Source organism: Labrenzia sp. CP4, from assembly GCF_001579905.1.
GTDB lineage: Bacteria > Pseudomonadota > Alphaproteobacteria > Rhizobiales > Stappiaceae > Roseibium > Roseibium algicola.
In genome coordinates this window covers 5,589,428-5,609,920 of record NZ_CP011927.1, presented here as the reverse complement: position 1 = coordinate 5,609,920, position 20,493 = coordinate 5,589,428, and the positions used below count along the sequence as shown (strand labels likewise).

The window sequence follows — 20,493 nt, the reverse complement described above, 5'->3', positions numbered from 1 at the left end:
CTGCACGCCCAAAATCAACTGTTTGTTGAAACGGGCATCCCGCGGCGCTTGGTCACGGGAGACTTCTACCTGGAAACAGCAGTTTTGCGGGCACCTTGAAACACAACCCAGGAGAGCGGCCAGGGTGTGTTCTAGCCGACCCAGCAAGTCGCGAAGAAGCCGTTCTTCTCCTGGTCCTTGCCGATGGATCGACGGGTCTTGAAGCCGATCAGGCCATCGGCGCCGCCAACGTCATGCCCCAGTCCCTCAAGCCTCTGCTGAAGGTTTCGCACCGCGCCTCTGGTTGTTTCCTTCGTCGGTTTCCAGTCGCCGACAAAACCGTTGTTGTTGCCATACCTGTCCGCCAGGTGACCGACGAAGAGCGCATAGGTGTCGCTCTCGTTGTAGTCCTTGATTACGTAGAAGTTTTCCGTGGCAATGAAGGCTGGGCCGTAGCGGCCGGCAGGCAGCAGGATGTTGCCCGGCCGGTTGACCTCGTTGGCCGGAAAAGGCTTGCCGCTGACGCGCTTGACGCCTTCACGCACGAAGTCGGAAATCTTCTGGCGGTTGTCCGGACCTTCCCGTGTACATGAGACGTTGTCGGGAAGATGGACTTCATATCCCCAGTCGCGGTCAGCTACCCAGCCATGTGCCGAGAGATAATGGGCAATGGAGGCCATCGTGTCGATGTCGGAGGTCCAGATGTTGCGCTTGCCGTCACCGTCGAAATCGACCGCATACTTCCAGAAGGAAGACGGCAGGAACTGCGGTTGACCCATGGCGCCTCCCCAGGAGCTTTTCATGCCCTGCCTGGATACGTCGCCATTTTGCAGGATCTTCAATCCGGCGATCAATTCGCCTTTGAAGAAGTCCGGCCTCTGGCCCATGAAGGCCTGCGTCGCCAGTACGCGGATCGCGTCATAGGGGATCTTGGCCCCGCCATAGCCCGATTCCCTTGCCCAGATTGCCAGGATGATCCGGCTGGGCACACCGTATTTCGCTTCGATCCGCGACAGCACGGCCGCGTGTTTCTGCATCAGCGATCGCCCGCGCGGCACAAGGGCGTTGAATTGGCTGTCCCGGAAGTAGCGGCTTGGGGAACCGAACTCGGCCTGAAAGTTGATCTTGGGCGGCGTGCCCTTGCCGCCCGGCCCGACCAGCCCCGGCAGGGAGGTGTCGGGTGTCAGACCTTTCAGTTCCCGGTCGAGAGTTGCCTGGGAGATGCCTTGCTGGCGCGCCGCCGGAGCAACTTCCGAAGACAGGAACTGCCGGAATTGGGCATCATATTGGCCCGCGTTGGCGGGCAGCAAAGTAACGGCGAGGCAGCTCAGGGTCGCAAGAACAAGCTTCGGCAAACGGCAGATCACATCGGGCTCCCGGATCACGACAGGTCTGGGCAGCCTAACATGTTCCGGGTCTTCGTCCGACCGTGCTTAAAGTTCTGTCCAAGCCAAATTGCGCCCGGCCTGGCTCATCAGCCAGGATTTCTCGAAGCGGTACCAGCTGCCGCCGCGTCTCTGGTCATGATGGCGGGAAATCGGTGCGGCCATCAGATGGCACATCAGCAAGGTGCCGACGGCGCCATGACCGACGAACAGGACCGGGTCTTCCTCGGGAATGTGGCGCAGGGCGCTTTTGACGCCATTGACGATCCGGTCCTGGGCGTCGATCGCACGTTCCCAGCCGCGAACGGAATGATGGGGATTGGCAAAGAAAAGATCTGCAGTCGGCTCGAACTCTTCAGGTGGCAGAAAGCCGGTCGCACTCCGGTCATTCTCGTGCAGGAACGGAAGCGACCGCTGAAAGACGCGGAGGCGGCCGGAGAAGACCTGCGCGGTATCAAGCGCCTTCTTTTCGGCACTGGAGATTACCTGTCGGATGTCCTTGGCAAACGGCAGGACGGTGGCTTTCGCCGCACGCTCCCGGCCCGTATCCGACAGGCCCCACTCGGGAACGGGAACGTCCGGATCGACAAGGACTTCCGGATGGGTCAGGTAAGCGCACCAGGTCATCAGAGCGTTCCGTCGAGCCAGCCCTTGATCAGTTCAAAGGCGATGGAAATCGAAGGCGGTATCTTGTGGCCCTCGGGATGCGTATCGGCCAACATTTGCCGCACTTCGTCCCGGTCGCACCATTTGCAGGCTTCAAGCTCGTCGTCCTCGATGGCGATGTCGAAGGAGGTCGCCTTGCCGATACAGCCGAGCATCAGGTTCGCCGGAAACGGCCAGGGCTGGTTGGCGATCAGTCGGACGTCGCCAACAATGATCCCGCTTTCCTCCAGCGTTTCGCGCCGCACGGCCTGTTCGATTGTTTCGCCCGGTTCCATGAAACCGGCAAGGGTGGTGTAAATGCCCTCAGGAAGCCGGGCCGGGCGACCCAGCAGGGCCTTGTCTCCGCTCTCGTCGGTAATCAGCATGATCACACAGGGGTCTGTGCGCGGAAAATGCTGGCCGCCGCAGGATGGGCAATCGCGACGGTATCCGGCTTCGGACAGATGGCTTTTCTCGCCGCAGCGCGAGCAGAACTGATGCGTGCGATGCCAGTGGATCAGGGCGCGGGCCTGGGCAAGTGCGCCCATGTCCTGCGGTGCAAATGCGTTCTGCAGGGCAAGGGTGCGCAAGTCGATAAGCTGAAGGTCCGTGCGATCCGCAAGGTCTTCGTCTGTCGCGGGCAAGGCCGTTGCGAACAGGGCCTCGCCGTTTTCCGGGCGCAGTCCCAGGAAAATCATCTCCTCCCGCACGGCCCCGAGCGAAAGGGCGACCTCCAGACGATGCCCGGCGGCAAGGTTTTCGCCCGCGGCAAAGACCAATGTCCGGTCCGTCGATAGCACGATGCGCGTATCGGGCTTTTCCAGAAGACTTGCCAGATAGGCGGTATCGCCACGCCGTGTCGATTGCCGGTCAAGCGTGTTGCCGAGGAAACTCATTTCCATGGCCAGGGAACCGGCGGGGTTGGCGTTCATGTCAAAGTCCTTGGAAGAGAAAGGGGCGGGAGGTCAAAAGATGCTGGTTCTTCACGTAGTGCATTTTCCAGCTTGGAGAAACCGCTTCCTGCCGATGCCGCCGATCACATCTGAATGCAGATTGAAACAGCTACGAGGCAGGATGTTGGACCGGTCCGGCAATCAGTCGTCGTCACCGGCAAGGGTATCCCGCAACTTCTCGATCAGGGTTTCCACCCTGTCGTGGGAATACTCCTGCGCCGGAACCGCTCCCCAGACCGGCCCGGGCCAGGCCGGATCGTCCCGGTAACGGGCGATCACGTGGACATGCAGTTGGGACACCTGATTGCCGAGAGCGCCGACATTCAGCTTCTCGCAGTCGGTCACTTCGCGCAGCACCCGGCTGGCCAGGGCGATTTCTCGCATCAACTGCATCTGGTCGGCCTCTTCCAGATCGATGATCTCGACGAGGTCCGACTGGCGCGGAATTAGCAGCAGCCAGGGATAGTTGGCATCTTTCAGCAGACGGACGGTGCACAGCGTCAGGTCGCTGACGAAATAACTGTCGCCTTCGAGACGGGCATTGAGGGCAAAGGATGACATGAAACACTCCGGGCAGAATTTCCCGAAGGCTACACGCTTCGTGGCGGGTTTGGGAGTGTGATTTCCCGGCGAACAAAAAACCGTGTTGCCCTCTTGCCAAACCCCATCCTTCTTCTGATATAAGGCCCTCGGGAGGTTGGTGGTGGACGAGCCACTCGCCAACCGGGTCAGGTCCGGAAGGAAGCAGCCCTAACGAGCCTCGGCACGGGTCGCCGTGCCAGCCTCCCACCCTATCCAAAGCATCAGCTTTACCAAAAAGCACCGCCGGTTCTCCGCGGTGCTTTTTTGTTTTTCGGGCTCGGGCTCTCCGCATCTCAAATCAACAAGTTGACTTACATGGTACATTGGTACCATGATAACAGCATGGAAAAATCAGTTGAGCGCGTTCAAACCGGTGTGCGCCTGGAAAAACGGTTGCTGAAGGTCCTGAAAGGGCTCGCCGAACATCTGGACATCAGTCTTGGCGACCTGATCGAGGGCATGGCGCTGCATGCTTTTGAGAACAAGCCGCCGTTTTCGAAGGAGACGCTGGACAAGATCCGGCAACTCAAGAGCGTTTACGACCTCGATCTGAGCGCGGCCGACAGCCACAAACTGAAGGATGAAACAAATGCCGGAGCTTAGGGATTACGCGCAGCTTTCCGATCGCTTCGAAGCTGGCCAGCTGGATGCAAAAGGCTTCAGCCATGTGGACCATATCGGCGTTGCCTGCCAGATGCTGCAGAAGTACGAGTTTCTGGAAGCGGCGTGCCGATATGGCAACGCCTTGCGTGGCCTCGCCTCAAGAGCAGGCGTGCCGGAGAAGTACAACACCACCATCACCCTGGCCTTCCTGGGCATCCTGTCGGAGCGGATGGCCGAGACACCGCATGAAACCTTCGGCGAATTTCTTGCCAAGAACCCGGATCTCAGCTCAAGGGCGTTGATGGCAACGTGGTATTCGGACGCGCGGCTCGGGTCGCAAGGCGCAAGGCAACGGTTTTTGTTGCCGGACAGATATCAGGGCTGAGGAAATCGGGTAACTACCGCGGTTTCCTGCTCAGGCGCTTGGCGTTTGCGCGGACGCGCTTCGCATAGGGCCGTGTGCCCTTTGCCGCGATTGATTGCCCACCCAGCCAGTGCCGCTGAAACGATGTCATTCCATCACGTAGCAGCGCCCTGTTCATGGCAAGCGCGCTTTCCGTAGCTGCTGCAGCCTTTTCGCTGATCATCCGATGAAGCTCCGGATTGGTCCAGGCCGTGCCTGCCGCAAGGTTTGCGGTCCAGTTCTGGCAGCGCAGGGCGATGACGACAGGCGCCTGGAACCAGAGGCTGAACAGGTCGTGCGAGAGTTTTCCAGACATATCGTCTCCCTGATGAAAACCGGCTGAAAATAACGGCCGGCAGTTACTCAATGCGAGGCTTGGGCAAAGGGTTCCCTGAAGGTATTGCGGCCCGGGGCAGTCCGACGCACAAAAACTTTCAAAAGCCCGTCCCACTTTTCGAAAAAATGGTTATGGTGCGGCTCATGGACGAGACAGGCTTTTCCGAAAGTGACGGCGGGCAGACGCCGGGGTTGATGGCGGATCAGGGCGCGGTGAAACCGGCTACCGACGATGGCGCTTACCGCGTTCTTGCGCGCAAGTACCGGCCGAAGACGTTTGAGGATCTGGTCGGCCAGGAGCCGATGGTTCAGACGCTGGAAAATGCGTTTGAAACCGGGCGGATTGCGCAGGCCTGGATGCTGACCGGGGTGCGCGGTGTCGGCAAGACCACCACCGCCCGCATCCTCGCCCGCGGCCTCAATTACGAAGTGCCGGGCGTTGCCGACAAGCCGACGGTGAAGCTCACGCAGGAAGGCACGCACTGCAAGGCCATCATGGAAGGCCGCCATGTCGACGTCATCGAGATGGACGCCGCCTCCCACACCGGCATCAACGACATTCGCGAAATCATCGATGCGGCCCGCTACCGCCCGGCAACGGCGCGCTACAAGGTCTACATCATCGACGAAGTGCACATGCTTTCGAACGCAGCCTTCAACGGTCTGCTGAAGACCCTGGAAGAGCCGCCGGAGCACGTGAAGTTCATCTTCGCGACGACGGAGATCCGCAAGGTGCCGATCACGGTCCTGTCGCGCTGCCAGCGTTTCGACCTGCGCCGGATCGAACAATCCAAGCTGATCGGTCTGCTGCGCCGGATCTCCGATGCCGAGGGCATCCAGATTTCCGACGAAGCCCTGATGCTGATTGCCCGTGCGGGGGAGGGGTCGGCACGCGATTCCCTGTCCCTGCTCGATCAGGCCATGGCCCATGGCGCCGGCGCCATCGAGGCGGAAGACCTGCGTCAGATGCTGGGTCTTGCGGACCGTGCCCGGGTGATTGACCTCTTCGGCCACATCATGGCCGGCCGGATCGAGGACGCCCTGGGCGAACTGCAGGCGCAATATGAGGTCGGTGCGGATCCGGCCATCGTGCTGACGGACCTGGCGGACTTCACGCATCTTGTCACGCGGATGAAGGTTGCGCCGAAATCGGCTGACGAAGCGTCCGTGACCGAAGCTGAACGGGCGCGCGGCCGTGAGTTTGCAGAGCAGATTTCCGTTCGGCTTCTGTCCCGCGCCTGGCAGATCCTCTTGAAGGGTGTCCAGGAAGTTCAGGCCGCGTCCAAGCCACTGGCTGCTGCCGACATGGTGTTGGTGCGCCTTGCCTATGCCGCCGATCTGCCGGATCCGGGCGACCTGATGGCGCAGATCAAGAATGGCCAGAACCCGTTTGGCGGTGCGGCACCATCTGGTGGTGGCGGAGCACCTGCCGGTGGTGGCGGTGGTACATCCGCCATGGCTGTCGGCATGAACTACGCGCCCGGCAGTTCGGGCGGTGGCCCAACCATGCAGGCAAGCGCCCGTCCTCAGCTCTCGGCCATCCAGGGCGGCAGGCCCGTGCCTCAGGGAGTGCCGCAAGCCGCGCCCGAACCGCAGGCTCAGCCGGCGTATAATCTGAAGAGCCTCTACGATTGCGCCGCCCTTGCTTCCGAGAAGGGCGACATTCCGTTCAAGGTCAAGATCCAGCGCCTCATGCGACTGGTGAAATTCGAACCCGGCAAGATCGAGATCCAGCCGACGGACGACGCCCCGGCCGATATCGCCGGCGAGTTCGGCCGCAAACTGACCGAATGGACCGGACAGCGCTGGTTTGTCGTGGTTTCCCGCAATCAGGGACGCCCGACAATCCACGAGGAGCAAGAAGCCAACCAGCAGCAACTCCTGTCCGACGCGAAGTCGCACCCAACCGTTGCTGCCCTGCTGGCGCAGTTCCCGGGTGCCCGTGTTGTCGACGTGAAGGTTCAGGTCACCGAAGAAGACGACGCTGCTCTGGCCGACCCGATGGTCAGCGATCCGCTCCTGAGCGAAGCGCTCGGGGATGACGAAGACGATTGATCCGCGCTTCTTGTTCTTCTAAATGCAGTTCCCAGATAGGTAAGGTCGCGGAAATCCGCGCCATGTGAGGGTTTGGAAGGAGTCGTTCCATGGATTTCCTCAAGATGATGAAACAGGCCAAGCAAATGCAGGAGCAGATGGGCTCGCTGCAGGAGCAGATCGTTGAGATCGAGGCCGAAGGCTCGGCCGGTGGCGGCCTGGTCACCGTACGTCTCAACGGCAAGAGCGATCTGAAGTCGCTGTCGATCGATCCGTCTCTTCTGAAGGAAGAGGAAAAGGAGATCCTCGAGGATCTGCTGATTGCTGCCCACACCGAAGCCCGTGCCAAGGTCGAGCAGGCAATTCAGGAAAAGACCCAGGAACTGATGGGTGGTCTGGGCCTGCCCGCCGGCATGAAACTGCCGTTCTGATACCAACTGAAGTGCGTGGCGGCCATAAGGGCCTCGCGCCATGCCTCGTAAGCCGGCCTCTTGGTCGCTTCCTGGAAATCAGGGGAGCGGTCCGGCCGGTTCGACGCGGCAGGTCTTTCAGGTGGTCGTCAACGCGCGCTGAAGAGAAAACCATGGCACAGAAAAGTGTGGCAGGACCGGAAATCGAACGGCTGATCCAGCTCCTGGCGAAACTGCCGGGTCTTGGCCCGCGTTCGGCACGCCGTGCCGCGCTGCATCTGATCAAGAAAAAGGATCAGCTGCTGGTGCCGCTGGCGGACGCCATGGGCATTGCTGTTCGGGAAATCGGCATCTGCTCGACTTGTGGCACTGTCGATACGTCCGATCCCTGCACCATCTGTTCAGATCCGAAACGCGACCAGAGTGTTCTGGTGGTGGTCGAGGATGTTGCCGATCTGTGGGCGCTGGAACGTGCCGGCGCGGTCAATGCCCGTTATCACGTCCTGGGCGGAACCCTGTCGCCTCTCGACGGCATCGGCCCGGAGGATCTCAATCTCGCCTCGCTGATCGACCGTTGCGGGTCGGAAGGCTTTTCGGAAGTCATTCTGGCGATCAACGCCACCGTCGAAGGGCAGACAACGGCCCACTACATCATGGACCAGCTGTCTCATCTTGAGGTCAATGTCACCCGGCTCGCCCATGGGGTGCCCGTCGGCGGCGAACTGGACTATCTGGACGAAGGCACGCTGGCGCAGGCGCTGCGCGCCCGGACGCGGTTCTAGAAACACGCTGGAAACCAGGCACCTGGCACACTGCCGAAACCGACAGCCTCACTTCTCATACAAAAACGCTGCGCAAAACAGATCGCCGGGAAACCGGAAGATCTCCCGTCTCGATGTAAAACCAGCTGTCTCGCCCATCGCCAACCAGTCTTCCGGGGTTTCGGGAAAGTCGTGCGTGCTGATGTGTTCCCAGAGGTGGTCGTATTCGGCGTCGGTTAGTGAACGAAACCGATGGCGCAGTTCTTCCTGCCAGCGGTGTGTGTAATCGGCTCGTGTTTCGCCGGGCAGACACACAGGCTCCGCGCAGACGAAGACGCCGCCCGGCTTGAGCGCGTTGCAGACCGCTGACAGCATTTCCTGTTTTTGCGCGCGCTGAAGATGATGGATGGAATAACCGCACCAGATGAAGTTGGCGCTGGCCGGACGGCTCACGATGCCTTCCACCATGTCCTCTTCGGCAAGTTCCACATCATACGGCACGTCCTTCATCACCCGGGCGGCGCATTGCAGCGCCGGGCGTGACAGGTCGAGGCCCTCGTAGGTCGCGACCTTGCTGTCCTGAAGCACCGTCTGCGCAAGACTGGCGTCGCCGCAGGCCAGATCCAGAAAAGCGAAAGGCCTGTCAAAACGTCTGCCGATCTCGTCGCGCAAGAGCTGGCCGATTTCCCTGTGGTGCATTTCGTTGGCACGCACCAGCTTGTGATAGATGTTCCACTCGAACTGGAATATTTTCAGGGCTTCGGGTGCCAGCCCCTTGGTGATGTCGGTGTCGGGGGCAAAATGAAGATGCAGCATCGTGCGGTCCGAACCTGGGGTGTAAAGTACCGGCAACGAACAACCGTTTACCAAATGCTAGTTTCAGAAGCTGGTTTGCACAACATTAAGTTTAGTTTTCGGGCAGCTATCGTCCGCGGGCTTGCACATGATCGGCGCTGCACTTATGTCGAGGCGGTCGTTCACGAGAAATTTGAAGGTGTCATGTTCCAAGCTGCTTCCCGTGCCATGTCCGAGGTGTTCGAACCGCCGTTCCGGGCAATTTTCTGGAAGATGCTTGGCTTTACACTTGGCGTGCTGGTTGTCATCTGGATCGCCCTGCAGGGCGTGATCGCGGCCTTCGTCGCGCTGCCTTATGCCTGGATGGACACGGCGATATCCGTTCTGACGGGCATTGGCGCAATTTTCGTACTCGGCTTCCTGATTGCGCCTATTTCAGCGCTTTTCGCCGGCCTCTTTCAGGACGAGATCGCGGATATCGTCGACAAGAAAGACTATCCGCACGACCAGCCGGGCCGCGCACTGCCGCTGTCGCAGTCGATCGTGCAGACCATAAAGTTCACCGGCGTCGTGATTTTGGGCAACCTGTTTGCCCTGGTGCTGCTGCTTGTGCCCGGTGTCAATCTGGTCGCCTTCTTCATCGTGAACGGTTACCTGCTCGGCCGGGAATTCTTCGAATTCGCCGCCATGCGTTTCCTTCCGGCGGCCGAGGCGAAGGCATTCCGCAAGGCGCGGGGCGGAACCGTTTTTCTCGGTGGTCTCATCATCGCCGGCTTGCTTGCCGTGCCGATTCTCAACCTGGTGACGCCGATCTTTGCGACCATCTTCATGCTGCATCTTTTCAAGCTGCTGGCAGCGCAGCGGCAGAATGTGGCGCGCGCCTGAAGACTGTCTCGCTCTTGCGGGGCGGGAGACGGTACCCTGCAATTGAGGCTGCCAGGATGGCGTCACGTCACCCGACACTTGCATATCCCATGGCAATCTGACCAAGTGCCCCTCCGAACCGGAGGAGCACATGCAGGAATTGCTGACGGAAATCGCGGAAACCGCTGCGGCCAATCCCGACAAAGGCAATGTCGCGACCTATATTCCCGAACTGGCAGGCATCGATCCCAACCAGTTCGGCATAGCCGTCGCCCTGGCCGATGGCAGGGTATTCACAGCCGGCAATGCCGATGTGCCGTTCTCCATCCAGTCCGTCTCCAAGATTTTTGCCCTTGCTCTGGCGCTCGGCCGGGTCGGAGATCAGCTCTGGTACAGGGTTGGGCGCGAACCCTCCGGACTTTCCTTCGATTCGATCCTGCTTCTGGAGCGGGAAGATGGCATTCCCCGCAATCCGTTCATTAATGCCGGTGCGCTGGTGACGACGGATACCTATCTGGCCGGATCAACGCCACGGGAAGCTCTGGGCGAATTGCTGCGCTTTATTCGCGCCGCCTGCGACGACGACAGCATCCACATGAACGAGAAGGTCGCGAAGTCGGAACTGGCCACCGGACACCGCAATTTCTCGCTTGCCCATTATCTGGCGTCCTACGGCAACCTGCGGGCTTCCGTCGACAAGGTGCTTGGCACCTACTGCCATCAATGCGCCATTGAAATGTCCTGCCGGCAGCTTGCGCTTGCCGGCCGCTTTCTGGTGGATGCGCCCCGGATGCCGGGCCTTGTTTCGATCGAGCGCCGGAGGCGGATCAATGCCCTCATGATGACTTGTGGCCATTACGACGGTTCGGGCGATTTCGCCTTTCGTGTCGGCATGCCGGGCAAAAGTGGTGTCGGCGGCGGCATTCTCGTGATTTCACCAAGTCGGGCGTCGATCGCCGTCTGGTCGCCGGGTCTCAACAAGTACGGCAATTCCAAGCTGGGCACGGAAGCAATGGAGCATTTTGCTCACAAAACCGGCTGGTCGGTGTTCGGCGTTCCCCACGGGGGCGAAGGGGCTCACGTTTAGGTCACTTTCTGTCACCGGATGAATTTAAACGATATAGAAGTAGTTTCCTTGCAATTAGGCCTATAGGATATTTTGACCTTTTGAAGCGTTGGCGCTATTACGCACCTAGACAACGCTTTGATTTGCTTACGTTTGCGTAAACGTAAACTGGGGTGAGGTGAGTTGAGGTTGGGTCGTTTGGCCAGAAGGCTGCGCCGGTTCGTCCGGGGTCGGAACCAGGTTCAAACGGGTCATCTTAAGCGCATTTCGCTCTAGCGTCGTACGGGAGAGGAATTCCATGTCGAACGCCGATCTGCGGGGCAACCGCCCGCTGTCGCCCCATCTTCAGATTTACAAGCCCATTCTGACGATGGTCATGTCGATTCTGCACCGCATCACTGGCGCGGCGCTCTATTTCGGCACTGTCCTGCTGGCCTGGTGGCTGATCGCCGCTGCGGCGGGCCCCAGCTACTTCGATTTCGTCAACGGCATCTACGGCTCGATCATCGGCCGTCTGATCCTGTTCGGCTTCACCTGGGCGCTTGTGCATCACATGCTCGGCGGCCTGCGCCACTTCATCTGGGACATGGGTGCGGGCTTCGGCAAGGAAGCGCGCGAGTGGCTCGCCAAGGCGACCATCATCGGGTCCGTTGCCGTCACGCTGATCCTCTGGATCATCGGCTACGCGGTTCGCTAAGGAGAGTGTCATGACAGATATGCGCACGCCCCTGAACAAGGTACGCGGCCTTGGCTCTGCCAAGGAAGGCACCGATCACTTCTGGAAGCAGCGTCTGACAGCTGTCGCCAACGTGTTCCTGATCTCGTTCTTCGTGATCCTGGTGATCGCGATGCAGGGCTCCTCCCACGGCGACGTGGTCGAGACCCTCAAGAACCCGCTCGTTTCGATCATCCTGCTCCTGGTTATCCTCTCCGGCGTCTATCACATGAAGCTCGGCATGCAGGTGATCATCGAAGACTATGTGCATGGCGAAGGCATCAAGTTCCTCACGTTGATGGCGAACACCTTCTTCTGCGCCTTTATCGGTTTCGGCTGCGTCTTCGCAGTGCTCAAGATTGGCTTTGGAGGCTGACCCGAATGGCCAAGACCTATGAATTTGTCGACCACACCTATGATGTGGTGGTCGTCGGCGCCGGTGGCGCAGGCCTGCGGGCCACGCTCGGCATGGCCGAGCAGGGCCTGAGAACGGCCTGCATCACCAAGGTGTTTCCGACCCGCTCCCACACCGTTGCTGCCCAGGGCGGCATCGCCGCGTCGCTCAAGAACATGACGCCGGACTGCTGGGAATGGCACATGTACGACACGGTGAAGGGATCCGACTGGCTCGGTGACACCGACGCCATGGAATACCTGGCCCGTGAAGCGCCGAAGGCGGTCTACGAACTGGAACACTATGGTGTGCCGTTCTCTCGGACCGAAGACGGCCGCATCTATCAGCGCCCGTTCGGTGGTCACATGCAGAACTACGGCGAAGGTCCTCCCGTTCAGCGCACTTGCGCTGCAGCCGACCGGACCGGACACGCCATCCTGCACACGCTGTACGGCCAGTCCCTGCGCAACAATGCCGAATTCTACATCGAGTATTTCGCGCTCGACCTGATCATGTCCGAAGACGGCGTGTGCCAGGGCGTGATCGCGTGGAACCTCGATGACGGCACCATGCACCGTTTTGCCGCCAAGATGGTGGTTCTGGCGACCGGCGGTTACGGCCGCGCCTTCTTCTCGGCAACCTCCGCCCACACCTGCACCGGTGATGGTGGCGGCATGGTGGCCCGTGCGGGCCTGCCGCTTCAGGACATGGAATTCGTCCAGTTCCACCCGACCGGCATCTACGGCTCCGGCTGCCTGATCACCGAAGGGGCACGCGGCGAAGGCGGTTATCTGGTCAACTCCGAGGGCGAACGCTTCATGGAGCGCTACGCACCGTCGGCCAAGGACCTTGCCTCCCGTGACGTGGTCTCGCGCTGCATGACCATGGAAATCCGCGAAGGCCGCGGCGTCGGCAAGGACAAGGACCACATCTTCCTGCACCTGGATCACCTCGATCCGGCTCTGCTGGCCGAACGTCTGCCGGGCATTTCCGAAAGCGCCCGCATCTTCGCCGGCGTGGATGTGACCAAGGATCCGATCCCGGTCCTGCCGACCGTTCACTACAACATGGGCGGCATTCCGACCAACTACTGGGGCGAAGTGCTGAACGCGGACGGCAATAACCCGAACCGCATCCAGGAAGGCCTGATGGCCGTCGGTGAAGCCGGCTGTGCATCGGTTCACGGTGCCAACCGTCTCGGCTCCAACTCGCTGATCGACCTTGTGGTGTTCGGGCGCGCGGCGGCGATCAAGGCAGGTGAGGTCGTCGATCCGAAATCGGCCGTTCCGGCGCCGAGCGAAGCTTCCTGTGAAAAGATCATGGACCGCTTCGACAAGCTGCGGAACGCTTCCGGTTCCATCCCGACCGCGGATCTGCGCGACAAGATGCAGCGCGCCATGCAGGAAGACGCTGCCGTCTTCCGGACCCAGGAAAGCCTGGAGCAGGGCTGCAAGCGTCTGACCGAGATCTGGGGCGAAATGAAGGACCTCAAGGTCTCCGACCGTTCGCTGATCTGGAACTCCGATCTGGTGGAAACACTGGAGCTGGAGAACCTGATGGCCAACGCCATCACCACGGTCTACGGCGCGGAAGCCCGCAAGGAAAGCCGCGGCGCCCATGCCCGCGAGGACTACAAGGACGGTCCGTTCGCCGGCCGCGACGACGAGAACTGGCGCAAGCACACGCTCTCGTGGGTCGATGAAGCCGGCAACGTCAAGCTGGACTACCGTCCGGTGGTGCTCGATCCGCTGACCACCCTTGAAGAGGGTGGCATCGATCCGAAGAAGATCGCGCCGAAAGCGCGCGTCTACTAAGGAGACGGCACGGTGAGCCAGGTGGCAACCCTTTTGGACACGAGAAGTCCGTTCGGCACATATCCCGCCGAGCGGATGGTCCGGGCTGCCTGGCGTCTTGCCGACCGGCACGACCTTTCCAAGGGCCTGCGCAAGCGTATCCGGTCCCTGGTGGCGCGGTTCTTCAAGGGCCCTTACGACCTGGAAGCCGACGGTCTGAAGTTCCGGATCTATCCGGGTGAAAACTATGACGACCGCAAGATCCTGGCCAAGGGCCGCCTGCCGGAGCGCGAAGAGCACAAGCTGATCGAACCGCATCTGGGCAAGGGCAAGGTGTTTGTCGATATCGGCGCCAACATCGGTTCCTATTCGATCTTTGCCGCCGGTCTCGGCGCGGAGGTTGTTGCGATCGAAGCCAACCCGCAGACGGCAACGAAGCTCGGTTTCAACGTACGTGCAAACGACCTGGACACCGTGACGGTGGTCAATTCAGCCGTTGGCCCGCGCGACGATACGCTGCCGCTGTGGCAGGAACCGAGCAACTGCGGCTTTGCCACCTTCGTGAAGGACCTGACCACCGGCGAATGGGCTGGCGACTGGACACCGACCTTCGTCAAGGTTCGTCCGCTGACGGCCATAGCCGACGATCAGGGCCTCACCCGGATCGATGTTTTGAAAGTTGATGTGGAAGGCTTCGAGGACCGTGTGGTCCTGCCTTTCCTGAGGCACGCGGACCGGAGCCTCTGGCCCCGCGTGATCCTGCTTGAAACCAATTGCCGGCCCTACTGGACCGAGGATTGCCTGAGTGAACTGGCAAACCGCGGCTACGGGGTAACCGGCCAGACGAATGACAACATGGTCTTTGAGCTCTCTGCCTGAGCGAAAGACGATTTGGCCCTGGACGCGAAACCAAGGGCCCAACGCGGAGCAGTAACGAGATGGTTCAGCTGACGCTTCCCCGGAACTCCCAGGTGACGGAAGGCAAGGTGTGGGACAAGCCGGAAGGCGCCACCAACCTGCGTGAATACCGCATCTATCGCTGGAACCCGGACGATGGCCGCAACCCGCGCGTCGATACCTATTTCATCAATGCGGACGATTGCGGGCCGATGGTGCTCGACGGCCTCATCTACATCAAGAACAAGATCGATCCGACACTGACCTTCCGCCGGTCCTGCCGCGAAGGTATTTGCGGGTCCTGCGCGATGAACATCGACGGCACCAATACTCTGGCCTGCACCAAGGGCATGGACGAGATTGCCGGCGACGTCGTCAAGATCTACCCGCTGCCGCACATGCCGGTGGTCAAGGACCTTGTTCCGGATCTGACCAATTTCTATGCCCAGCACCGTTCGATCGAGCCTTGGTTGAAGACAGTATCGCCAGCCCCGGAAAAGGAATGGCGCCAGTCGCATGAAGACCGGGTGAAGCTTGATGGCCTGTATGAGTGCATTCTGTGTGCCTGCTGCTCCACCTCCTGCCCGAGTTACTGGTGGAACGGCGACCGCTATCTCGGCCCGGCCGTCCTTCTGCAGGCCTATCGCTGGCTGATCGACAGCCGTGACGAGGCCACCGGCGAACGTCTGGACAATCTGGAAGATCCGTTCCGGCTTTACCGCTGCCACACCATCATGAACTGCTCGCAAGCCTGCCCGAAGGGTCTGAACCCGGCCAAGGCGATCGCCGAGATCAAGAAGATGATGGTCGAACGCAGGGTTTAAATTGCGCGGCACCAAAAAATCGAAAGGCCGTCCCATGGGGGCGGCCTTTTTTGTATTGGTTCCGAACGACCTTGCCACCGTCATTCCGGACAAGCGCAGTGAAGCTGCGCACCGATCCGGAATCCAGATATCAGCGTGAGCGGAGCGAACACTCTGGAAAGATAAGGCAGCGCTATTCGCGCAGCATATTTCTGGATTCCGGATCTGCGGTCGGCTGCGCGCCTTCCTTGTCCGGAATGACGCGGGAAAACGCTTTTGCGTTTCCCGGTGCCCTGTTCTGGTAGGACCGAAGCTGAGCCGGGATTACCGCGTTCTCAAGAAAAGCTCCACCGGCATCACCCCTTAGCCCGGCACACCAGAAGCGAGCTGTTGCACCAGCCCCTGAACCCGGGAACACGACCAAGTGTGCGGGTGAGGGCGATTTCAGCGGGTTTCAGCGGGCCCCATTCGAAGGTCTTGCCACGCAGTTGGTGGAACAGTTTCCCGTGGCGGTTGGTTTCCTCGTACCAGGGGCTGAGCATCGGCAGATAGGGCAGGCACGAGAGATAGCCGATGCCGTGAACCGACTCGATCGTGACCGCGCGGCCGATGATCTCCGACCATTCGTTCAAGGTCATGCGGACCTGGTGCTCGGCGTAGTGCAGGTGGCCCAGCTTCAGCCGGTCGAGGCGATAAAGCTGCGGGACCACGGCAAGGATCAGTCCACCCGGTGCAATGACCTCACCACATTGACGCATCACGGATTCGATCGCCGGGCCACGGCCTGGCAGATGCTCCAGCACGTCCAGAAGGGCGATCACATCCGGTTGCCAGGGCAGGTCGTCGCGGTGTTCGGAAAGAAGGGTGGCATCCAGCACGATGTCCGGTTCGAACGCCGCTTCATAATCGGCACCGCAATAGTCGAAATCCAGGCCGGTGTCGGCGAGGTATTCTTTCGAAATCGAGGTTGAGCAACCGATATCGAGAATGCGCGGCGGCCGACCAAGGTCTTGCGCCCAGTCCCGGATGGTGCGGGCGACAATGTCGAACTTCACCGTTCCGTACAGGTTCCTCTGGGCGTTCGCGAGCTTCTTGACCAGATACTGCGAATGGACCGTAACTTCGGATTGCTCATCATCCGCTAGGTCTGGTCTCTCTGTTCGATCCAGAGTTTGGTGCACACTGCCTCTCCTTCTGTCGCCAAGCGGTGAATGCCGGGTTCGTAGGTGTAGGTGGTCAGGTCGGCCATCAGCACGATCAGTTCGCCGAGGATCAGCTCGACCACTTCATCGGCAACGCTGCCGGAGCCGGGAATGAAATTGGCCGGGTAGCCGTCGTTGACGAGGCAGATCTGCTTGTCCGCCCCCTGTTGGCCGGGAAGCTGGAAAGCCTTGATTGACGGATGAATGTCGCAGGCTGGCGACTGTTCCAGAAAATCGACGTCGATTTCGATACGCCGGGAACTAGCGCTCGCCACCAGGCAGCCGTTGCGAAGCTGCTGCAGCACGTCCCGGGTTATCGACAAGCGCCCTGCCGCCCCGACAACCAGGTCGCATTGCTCGAGATCCGTGGGATGAAGGGTCGCCGGATAACCTGACAACCTTGCTTCTGCGATTTTCAGCGGGTCGACATCGATCAGCGAGACGATGACATCCAGCCGGCGCAGGGCCTTGGCCACGCCGAACCCGATCCAGCCTGCTCCGAAGACAGCAGCGCGCCGGCCGGCCAGGGAGTTGCCGAGGTCGCGCATGAGCCCATCCAGGCATCGGGCAATGGTCTCGCCGCAACGTACCGCTTCCAGGCGCTTCAGCTCGCTGTCGGCACAGTGGAGCACAGGCACCCGCAGCCGTGTCTGCCCGGCCCGCCAGACGCCTTGCTTGGTGATCTCCACCACGCCTTCGACAAGGTGCAGCTGATCTTGAAACCGCTCGTGCAGCAATTCGACGGCATAACCGCCGACTTCCTGAATAACGAGCTTCTGGTCGGAGGCCCGGCATGCATCCAGGCTCTTCTGCAAGGCCTTGGCCAGGACTTCTTTGAATTCTGGCTCGGTCTTCGGGCACTGGACCTTGTCGCCGTATACGGCCTGCCATTTCAGCCGTGTCACATCACTGCCGGAGGAATACGGGATGCCGATGATTGCATCGAAATCCATGACCCCTTCCAGCGCATCGATCATGCGCCTTGTGTCGTCAAACAGATGCGCCACCAGCAGATACCGGTGCGCTTCACTCTTGAAGAGATCGAGCCGCTTGACCAGCGCCGGCAGATAGTCCGCACGTCGGGCATAGGCGGGCGCGGCCGCAGTAGATATGTCGCTTAATGGATGCATTGTTAGTTATTCCGAGGGTTCTGCCATTCTGGCACTGCGCCGCCGGTACGCACAAGTGCGAGTTGTGAAATAGACAGGAAAAATGAGGCAGCAATCCAACAACTTTTGAGCCACTGCACAGGAACTGCACAAACAATACTGAAAAGCCGCTCGGCCACGCCCTTTTGTGTCCTGTTCTGTCTTCAATGATCGCCCTGTTGACCGGGTGCCCGCCTGACGGGACATCCTTCTGGCAGAGGGTTGATTTGCATGACAAGCGATACTGAAAACGACACCATTGAACAACCGCAGGAGCGACCTCAATTTTCGCAGCCCCGCTCACCCCGTGAACAGCCGGTGCGCCGAACGTCTTTTCTTGGGTCTCCGGCAGTCAAGTTCGTGATCATCGGGATGTTGACCGTGATGCTGCTGGTGCCGAGCCTGTTTGTCTGGGTGCTGGTGGAAGAACGTGCCGAAAGGGCCCGGGATGTCGCTCAGGACATCGCCCGGTCCTGGGGTGGCGTCCAGGAGATCAACGGACCGTATCTGGTTGTTCCGTTCAGCGAGACCTTCACTGTTTCCACCGGAGAAAACGCCAAGACCGAAATTCGCTGGCACACTGCCATCCTGTTTCCGGAAAAGCTGGATGTGAGTGGCGACATCTCCGTTCAGGAGCGCAGGAAATCGATCTATTCGCTGCCCGTCTATCATGGTGACGTGACATTGAAGGGCCGGTTCGCCGCAACGTCGTCCGAAAACTTTCAGCCGCAGTTCGGTGGGCAAATCGACATTGCCGGGGACAAGGCGGTTCTTGTGGTCGGCATCGGCGACATCGCAGCACTGAAAAGCGAGGTCGCACTGGTCCTGAACGACGGTGGTTCTGTGCCGTTCGAGCCTGGGCTCGGGCCGCTGACCATGGAGCCGATACGGCGGTCTGTTGCCACGATCAACGCGTCCGGTATCAACGCACCTGTCGCTGCGGGTTTGTGGCGAAACGGGTTTTCTTTCGACATCCCGATGCAGCTGAACGGCTCTACCGCCTTCTACGTTGCCCCGGCCGGTCAAACGACCAGCGTATCCCTTCAATCCGACTGGCCGCATCCCGGCTTTACCGGCGCATTCCTGCCGGAAGCACGAGAAATCGGCGATGCCGGTTTCAACGCATCCTGGACCATCCCCTATCTTGCCCGCGGCATTCCCAAACTGGTGCTCGGCCCGCAAATGCCGTTGCAAAACAAGGTTCTGGGAGTGCAATTCGTTGAACCAGTCAATTTTTATCAGACCATTTCCAGGTCGTTGAAATACGCAGTCTGCTTCATCAGTCTGACCTTCCTGGCGGTTTTCGTTCTGGAAATGCGCTCCGGATGGCGGGTCCATTGGATCCAGTATGGCCTGGTCGGACTGTCCCTGATCGTCTTCTACGTCATGCTGCTCGCCTTTGCAGAACATGTTGGCTACGGCCTGGCCTATCTTGTGGCCGCTGCCGCCGCGACGCTGCTGAACGCGCTCTATATCGGGACTTCGCTCAAGAGCCGTCTTGCCGGAAGCGTGATGCTTGCGGTCCTGGCTGCGATATTCGGCGTGCTTTATGCGCTCATGCAGGAGCAGGACTACGCGCTCCTGATCGGTTCGATGATCGGGTTCCTGTCACTTGCCGTTACCATGTTTGCCACCCAGCGGATCGACTGGTCCGGGCAACAACAGGTCGGCACGAGGCCGCAGGCCGAAGCGGTCTGACGGTCATTCTGTCATTCCGGCATGTCGCCAATCCGGTCGGCGGTGTGGCTTCGCTGCGCCGCCGATTTTGCTTGGCATTTGCCGGTTGAGCGCATCGCAGCTCTAAAACGAGGCTTGCAATTTCTCCTTGAATGTTCTTATTTCGTTCTATTGAGGTGAGTGGGAGGACGTGATGTCCATTCTTGATCATATCGGTTTTGCGGTCAGCGATTTTCCGGCGTCTCGTGCGTTCTACGAAAAGGCCCTGGCGCCACTTGGCATCAAGGTGTTGATGGACGTCACCGCTGAAATGACGGGTGGACCCGCCTATTGCGGTTTCGGCAAGGACAAGCCGGACTTCTGGATTGGTGAAGGCAAAGCCCCCGGAACACCGGTGCATGTCGCCTTTGCAGCTTCGAACCGGGCGCTCGTCGATGCCTTCTACGAGGCTGCGATCGCAGCCGGCGGCAAGGATAACGGCGCACCGGGCCTGCGGCCGCAGTACCACGAAAATTACTACGGTGCTTTCGTACTCGACCCGGATGGTCTGAATATCGAGGCGGTCTGTCATCTGCCTGAATAAGTCTTTGTTTCCTGATTTCAATTTGGAGAAAAAAATGCACAAGAGCCGGCTGGGAGATCTGGTGATCGACTGTGAAGGTGGCGATATCGACCGCCATGCGGAATTCTGGGCCGGTGCGCTCGGGCGCACTGTTGAAGCTGAGCCGAAAAACCCACGCTATCGCCGCCTGATCGGCACGGAAGATGAAATCGGCATCCTGCTCCAGTCGGTCGAGCATCCCTCCCGCGTGCACCTGGATATCGAAACCGACGATCCGGAAAAGGAAGTTGCCCGGCTTGAAGGTCTAGGCGCGACCATCGTTCAGAAACTGGACGGCTGGACAGTGATGCAGGCAACCAGCGGTCACCGGTTCTGCGTCGTCAAACCGCAACTCGCCGGTTTTGAGGAGGCAGCCAAGACCTGGGAGGCCTGAGAATGGCCTGATCAGTCATGGCTTTGGCTGCCCGAAACGAGGGGCCTCACGCC

General features: G+C 60.1%; 23 protein-coding genes and 1 other RNA gene. 16 read left to right on the top strand and 8 right to left on the bottom strand.

Annotated elements, in window-relative coordinates:
* Positions 1-131: 131 nt before the first annotated feature.
* The 4 genes from ACP90_RS25805 to ACP90_RS25790 all read right to left on the bottom strand — a co-directional run bounded on the left by ACP90_RS25805 (position 132) and on the right by ACP90_RS25790 (position 3,523).
* Entirely contained in the window at positions 132-1,346 is a 1,215-nt protein-coding gene (locus tag ACP90_RS25805) for a lytic murein transglycosylase (protein ID WP_062492004.1), read from the bottom strand.
* 66 nt (positions 1,347-1,412) lie between these two features.
* Positions 1,413-1,991: a histidine phosphatase family protein gene (locus tag ACP90_RS25800; protein WP_062490842.1), complete on the bottom strand. Its 579-nt coding sequence runs from the start codon at positions 1,989-1,991 to the stop codon at positions 1,413-1,415.
* Entirely contained in the window at positions 1,991-2,941 is a 951-nt protein-coding gene (nudC, locus tag ACP90_RS25795) for an NAD(+) diphosphatase (protein ID WP_062490841.1), read from the bottom strand. Before nudC ends, ACP90_RS25800 begins: the two co-directional genes overlap by 1 nt.
* 162 nt (positions 2,942-3,103) lie before the next feature.
* Positions 3,104-3,523 (bottom strand): HIT family protein, encoded by a 420-nt coding sequence (locus ACP90_RS25790; RefSeq protein ID WP_022999048.1) that lies wholly within the window; start codon positions 3,521-3,523, stop codon positions 3,104-3,106.
* A gap of 131 nt (positions 3,524-3,654) precedes the next feature.
* Between ACP90_RS25790 and ffs the strand changes: the two genes are divergently transcribed.
* From ffs to ACP90_RS25775, 3 genes are all read left to right on the top strand, one after another.
* Positions 3,655-3,752: signal recognition particle sRNA small type (gene ffs, locus ACP90_RS25785), an RNA gene on the top strand.
* 134 nt (positions 3,753-3,886) lie between these two features.
* Entirely contained in the window at positions 3,887-4,147 is a 261-nt protein-coding gene (locus ACP90_RS25780) for a hypothetical protein (RefSeq protein WP_022999047.1), read from the top strand.
* Positions 4,134-4,532, top strand: coding sequence for a hypothetical protein (locus tag ACP90_RS25775; protein ID WP_062490840.1), 399 nt, complete (start codon positions 4,134-4,136; stop codon positions 4,530-4,532). Before ACP90_RS25780 ends, ACP90_RS25775 begins: the two co-directional genes overlap by 14 nt.
* A gap of 13 nt (positions 4,533-4,545) precedes the next feature.
* Here the strand turns inward: ACP90_RS25775 and ACP90_RS25770 are convergent, their stop codons facing one another.
* Positions 4,546-4,866: a hypothetical protein gene (locus ACP90_RS25770; protein WP_062490839.1), complete on the bottom strand. Its 321-nt coding sequence runs from the start codon at positions 4,864-4,866 to the stop codon at positions 4,546-4,548.
* Positions 4,867-5,081: 215 nt separating this feature from the next.
* Here ACP90_RS25770 and ACP90_RS25765 point away from each other — a divergent pair, with 215 nt between their 5' ends.
* The 3 genes from ACP90_RS25765 (at position 5,082) to recR (ending at position 8,112) form a co-directional block, all read left to right on the top strand.
* Entirely contained in the window at positions 5,082-6,941 is a 1,860-nt protein-coding gene (locus tag ACP90_RS25765; protein ID WP_208993634.1) for a DNA polymerase III subunit gamma/tau, read from the top strand.
* A gap of 89 nt (positions 6,942-7,030) precedes the next feature.
* A complete protein-coding gene (locus tag ACP90_RS25760) occupies positions 7,031-7,351 on the top strand; it encodes a YbaB/EbfC family nucleoid-associated protein (RefSeq protein ID WP_006935456.1) in 321 nt (106 codons plus the stop codon).
* 152 nt (positions 7,352-7,503) lie between these two features.
* A complete protein-coding gene (recR, locus tag ACP90_RS25755) occupies positions 7,504-8,112 on the top strand; it encodes a recombination mediator RecR (RefSeq protein WP_022999043.1) in 609 nt (202 codons plus the stop codon).
* Between the two features lie 48 nt (positions 8,113-8,160).
* Here recR and ACP90_RS25750 read toward each other — a convergent pair whose 3' ends face one another.
* Positions 8,161-8,907: a class I SAM-dependent methyltransferase gene (locus ACP90_RS25750; protein ID WP_062490836.1), complete on the bottom strand. Its 747-nt coding sequence runs from the start codon at positions 8,905-8,907 to the stop codon at positions 8,161-8,163.
* Between the two features lie 183 nt (positions 8,908-9,090).
* Here ACP90_RS25750 and ACP90_RS25745 point away from each other — a divergent pair, with 183 nt between their 5' ends.
* The 7 genes from ACP90_RS25745 to ACP90_RS25715 all read left to right on the top strand — a co-directional run bounded on the left by ACP90_RS25745 (position 9,091) and on the right by ACP90_RS25715 (position 15,439).
* Complete coding sequence (locus ACP90_RS25745; RefSeq protein ID WP_022999041.1) at positions 9,091-9,771, top strand: sulfate transporter family protein; 681 nt, start codon at positions 9,091-9,093, stop codon at positions 9,769-9,771.
* A gap of 130 nt (positions 9,772-9,901) precedes the next feature.
* Positions 9,902-10,837: a glutaminase gene (locus tag ACP90_RS25740; RefSeq protein ID WP_062490835.1), complete on the top strand. Its 936-nt coding sequence runs from the start codon at positions 9,902-9,904 to the stop codon at positions 10,835-10,837.
* A 277-nt stretch (positions 10,838-11,114) separates the two neighbouring features.
* Positions 11,115-11,513 (top strand): succinate dehydrogenase, cytochrome b556 subunit, encoded by a 399-nt coding sequence (gene sdhC, locus ACP90_RS25735; RefSeq protein WP_055657171.1) that lies wholly within the window; start codon positions 11,115-11,117, stop codon positions 11,511-11,513.
* 10 nt (positions 11,514-11,523) lie between these two features.
* Complete coding sequence (sdhD, locus tag ACP90_RS25730; protein WP_022999038.1) at positions 11,524-11,907, top strand: succinate dehydrogenase, hydrophobic membrane anchor protein; 384 nt, start codon at positions 11,524-11,526, stop codon at positions 11,905-11,907.
* 5 nt (positions 11,908-11,912) lie between these two features.
* Positions 11,913-13,739, top strand: a complete 1,827-nt coding sequence (gene sdhA, locus ACP90_RS25725; protein ID WP_055657173.1) for a succinate dehydrogenase flavoprotein subunit — start codon at positions 11,913-11,915, stop codon at positions 13,737-13,739.
* Positions 13,740-13,751: 12 nt separating this feature from the next.
* Positions 13,752-14,597, top strand: coding sequence for an FkbM family methyltransferase (locus tag ACP90_RS25720; protein ID WP_031268686.1), 846 nt, complete (start codon positions 13,752-13,754; stop codon positions 14,595-14,597).
* Between the two features lie 59 nt (positions 14,598-14,656).
* A complete protein-coding gene (locus ACP90_RS25715) occupies positions 14,657-15,439 on the top strand; it encodes a succinate dehydrogenase iron-sulfur subunit (RefSeq protein ID WP_031268685.1) in 783 nt (260 codons plus the stop codon).
* 335 nt (positions 15,440-15,774) lie between these two features.
* On the opposite strand, the gene ACP90_RS25705 is transcribed toward ACP90_RS25715, so the two are convergent.
* Together ACP90_RS25705 and ACP90_RS25700 are read right to left on the bottom strand one after the other, a co-directional pair.
* On the bottom strand, positions 15,775-16,599 hold the full coding sequence (locus ACP90_RS25705; protein WP_208993405.1) for a methyltransferase domain-containing protein: 825 nt from the start codon (positions 16,597-16,599) through the stop codon (positions 15,775-15,777).
* Positions 16,560-17,750: an S-adenosylhomocysteine hydrolase gene (locus ACP90_RS25700; protein WP_022999032.1), complete on the bottom strand. Its 1,191-nt coding sequence runs from the start codon at positions 17,748-17,750 to the stop codon at positions 16,560-16,562. The genes ACP90_RS25705 and ACP90_RS25700 overlap by 40 nt, the downstream gene beginning before the upstream one ends.
* 249 nt (positions 17,751-17,999) lie before the next feature.
* Between ACP90_RS25700 and creD the strand changes: the two genes are divergently transcribed.
* The 3 genes from creD (at position 18,000) to ACP90_RS25685 (ending at position 20,440) form a co-directional block, all read left to right on the top strand.
* Positions 18,000-19,466: a cell envelope integrity protein CreD gene (creD, locus tag ACP90_RS25695; protein WP_062490832.1), complete on the top strand. Its 1,467-nt coding sequence runs from the start codon at positions 18,000-18,002 to the stop codon at positions 19,464-19,466.
* A gap of 178 nt (positions 19,467-19,644) precedes the next feature.
* Positions 19,645-20,028 (top strand): VOC family protein, encoded by a 384-nt coding sequence (locus tag ACP90_RS25690; RefSeq protein ID WP_055659285.1) that lies wholly within the window; start codon positions 19,645-19,647, stop codon positions 20,026-20,028.
* Between the two features lie 34 nt (positions 20,029-20,062).
* Positions 20,063-20,440, top strand: coding sequence for a VOC family protein (locus tag ACP90_RS25685; RefSeq protein WP_062490830.1), 378 nt, complete (start codon positions 20,063-20,065; stop codon positions 20,438-20,440).
* The last annotated feature ends 53 nt before the right edge of the window (positions 20,441-20,493 follow it).

Bases quoted from the DNA above. Each gene is read 5' to 3' on its own strand.
- ACP90_RS25700 (WP_022999032.1), bottom strand. From the start codon at position 17,750: ATGCATCCATTAAGCGACATATCTACTGCGGCCGCGCCCGCCTATGCC.
- ACP90_RS25780 (WP_022999047.1), top strand. From the start codon at position 3,887: ATGGAAAAATCAGTTGAGCGCGTTCAAACCGGTGTGCGCCTGGAAAAA.
- nudC (WP_062490841.1), bottom strand. From the start codon at position 2,941: ATGAACGCCAACCCCGCCGGTTCCCTGGCCATGGAAATGAGTTTCCTC.
- ACP90_RS25800 (WP_062490842.1), bottom strand. From the start codon at position 1,991: ATGACCTGGTGCGCTTACCTGACCCATCCGGAAGTCCTTGTCGATCCG.
- ACP90_RS25760 (WP_006935456.1), top strand. From the start codon at position 7,031: ATGGATTTCCTCAAGATGATGAAACAGGCCAAGCAAATGCAGGAGCAG.
- creD (WP_062490832.1), top strand. From the start codon at position 18,000: ATGACAAGCGATACTGAAAACGACACCATTGAACAACCGCAGGAGCGA.
- recR (WP_022999043.1), top strand. From the start codon at position 7,504: ATGGCACAGAAAAGTGTGGCAGGACCGGAAATCGAACGGCTGATCCAG.
- ACP90_RS25770 (WP_062490839.1), bottom strand. From the start codon at position 4,866: ATGTCTGGAAAACTCTCGCACGACCTGTTCAGCCTCTGGTTCCAGGCG.
- ACP90_RS25685 (WP_062490830.1), top strand. From the start codon at position 20,063: ATGCACAAGAGCCGGCTGGGAGATCTGGTGATCGACTGTGAAGGTGGC.
- ACP90_RS25790 (WP_022999048.1), bottom strand. From the start codon at position 3,523: ATGTCATCCTTTGCCCTCAATGCCCGTCTCGAAGGCGACAGTTATTTC.
- ACP90_RS25750 (WP_062490836.1), bottom strand. From the start codon at position 8,907: ATGCTGCATCTTCATTTTGCCCCCGACACCGACATCACCAAGGGGCTG.
- ACP90_RS25745 (WP_022999041.1), top strand. From the start codon at position 9,091: ATGTTCCAAGCTGCTTCCCGTGCCATGTCCGAGGTGTTCGAACCGCCG.
- ACP90_RS25740 (WP_062490835.1), top strand. From the start codon at position 9,902: ATGCAGGAATTGCTGACGGAAATCGCGGAAACCGCTGCGGCCAATCCC.
- sdhA (WP_055657173.1), top strand. From the start codon at position 11,913: ATGGCCAAGACCTATGAATTTGTCGACCACACCTATGATGTGGTGGTC.
- ACP90_RS25765 (WP_208993634.1), top strand. From the start codon at position 5,082: ATGGCGGATCAGGGCGCGGTGAAACCGGCTACCGACGATGGCGCTTAC.
- ACP90_RS25715 (WP_031268685.1), top strand. From the start codon at position 14,657: ATGGTTCAGCTGACGCTTCCCCGGAACTCCCAGGTGACGGAAGGCAAG.
- ACP90_RS25775 (WP_062490840.1), top strand. From the start codon at position 4,134: ATGCCGGAGCTTAGGGATTACGCGCAGCTTTCCGATCGCTTCGAAGCT.
- sdhD (WP_022999038.1), top strand. From the start codon at position 11,524: ATGACAGATATGCGCACGCCCCTGAACAAGGTACGCGGCCTTGGCTCT.
- sdhC (WP_055657171.1), top strand. From the start codon at position 11,115: ATGTCGAACGCCGATCTGCGGGGCAACCGCCCGCTGTCGCCCCATCTT.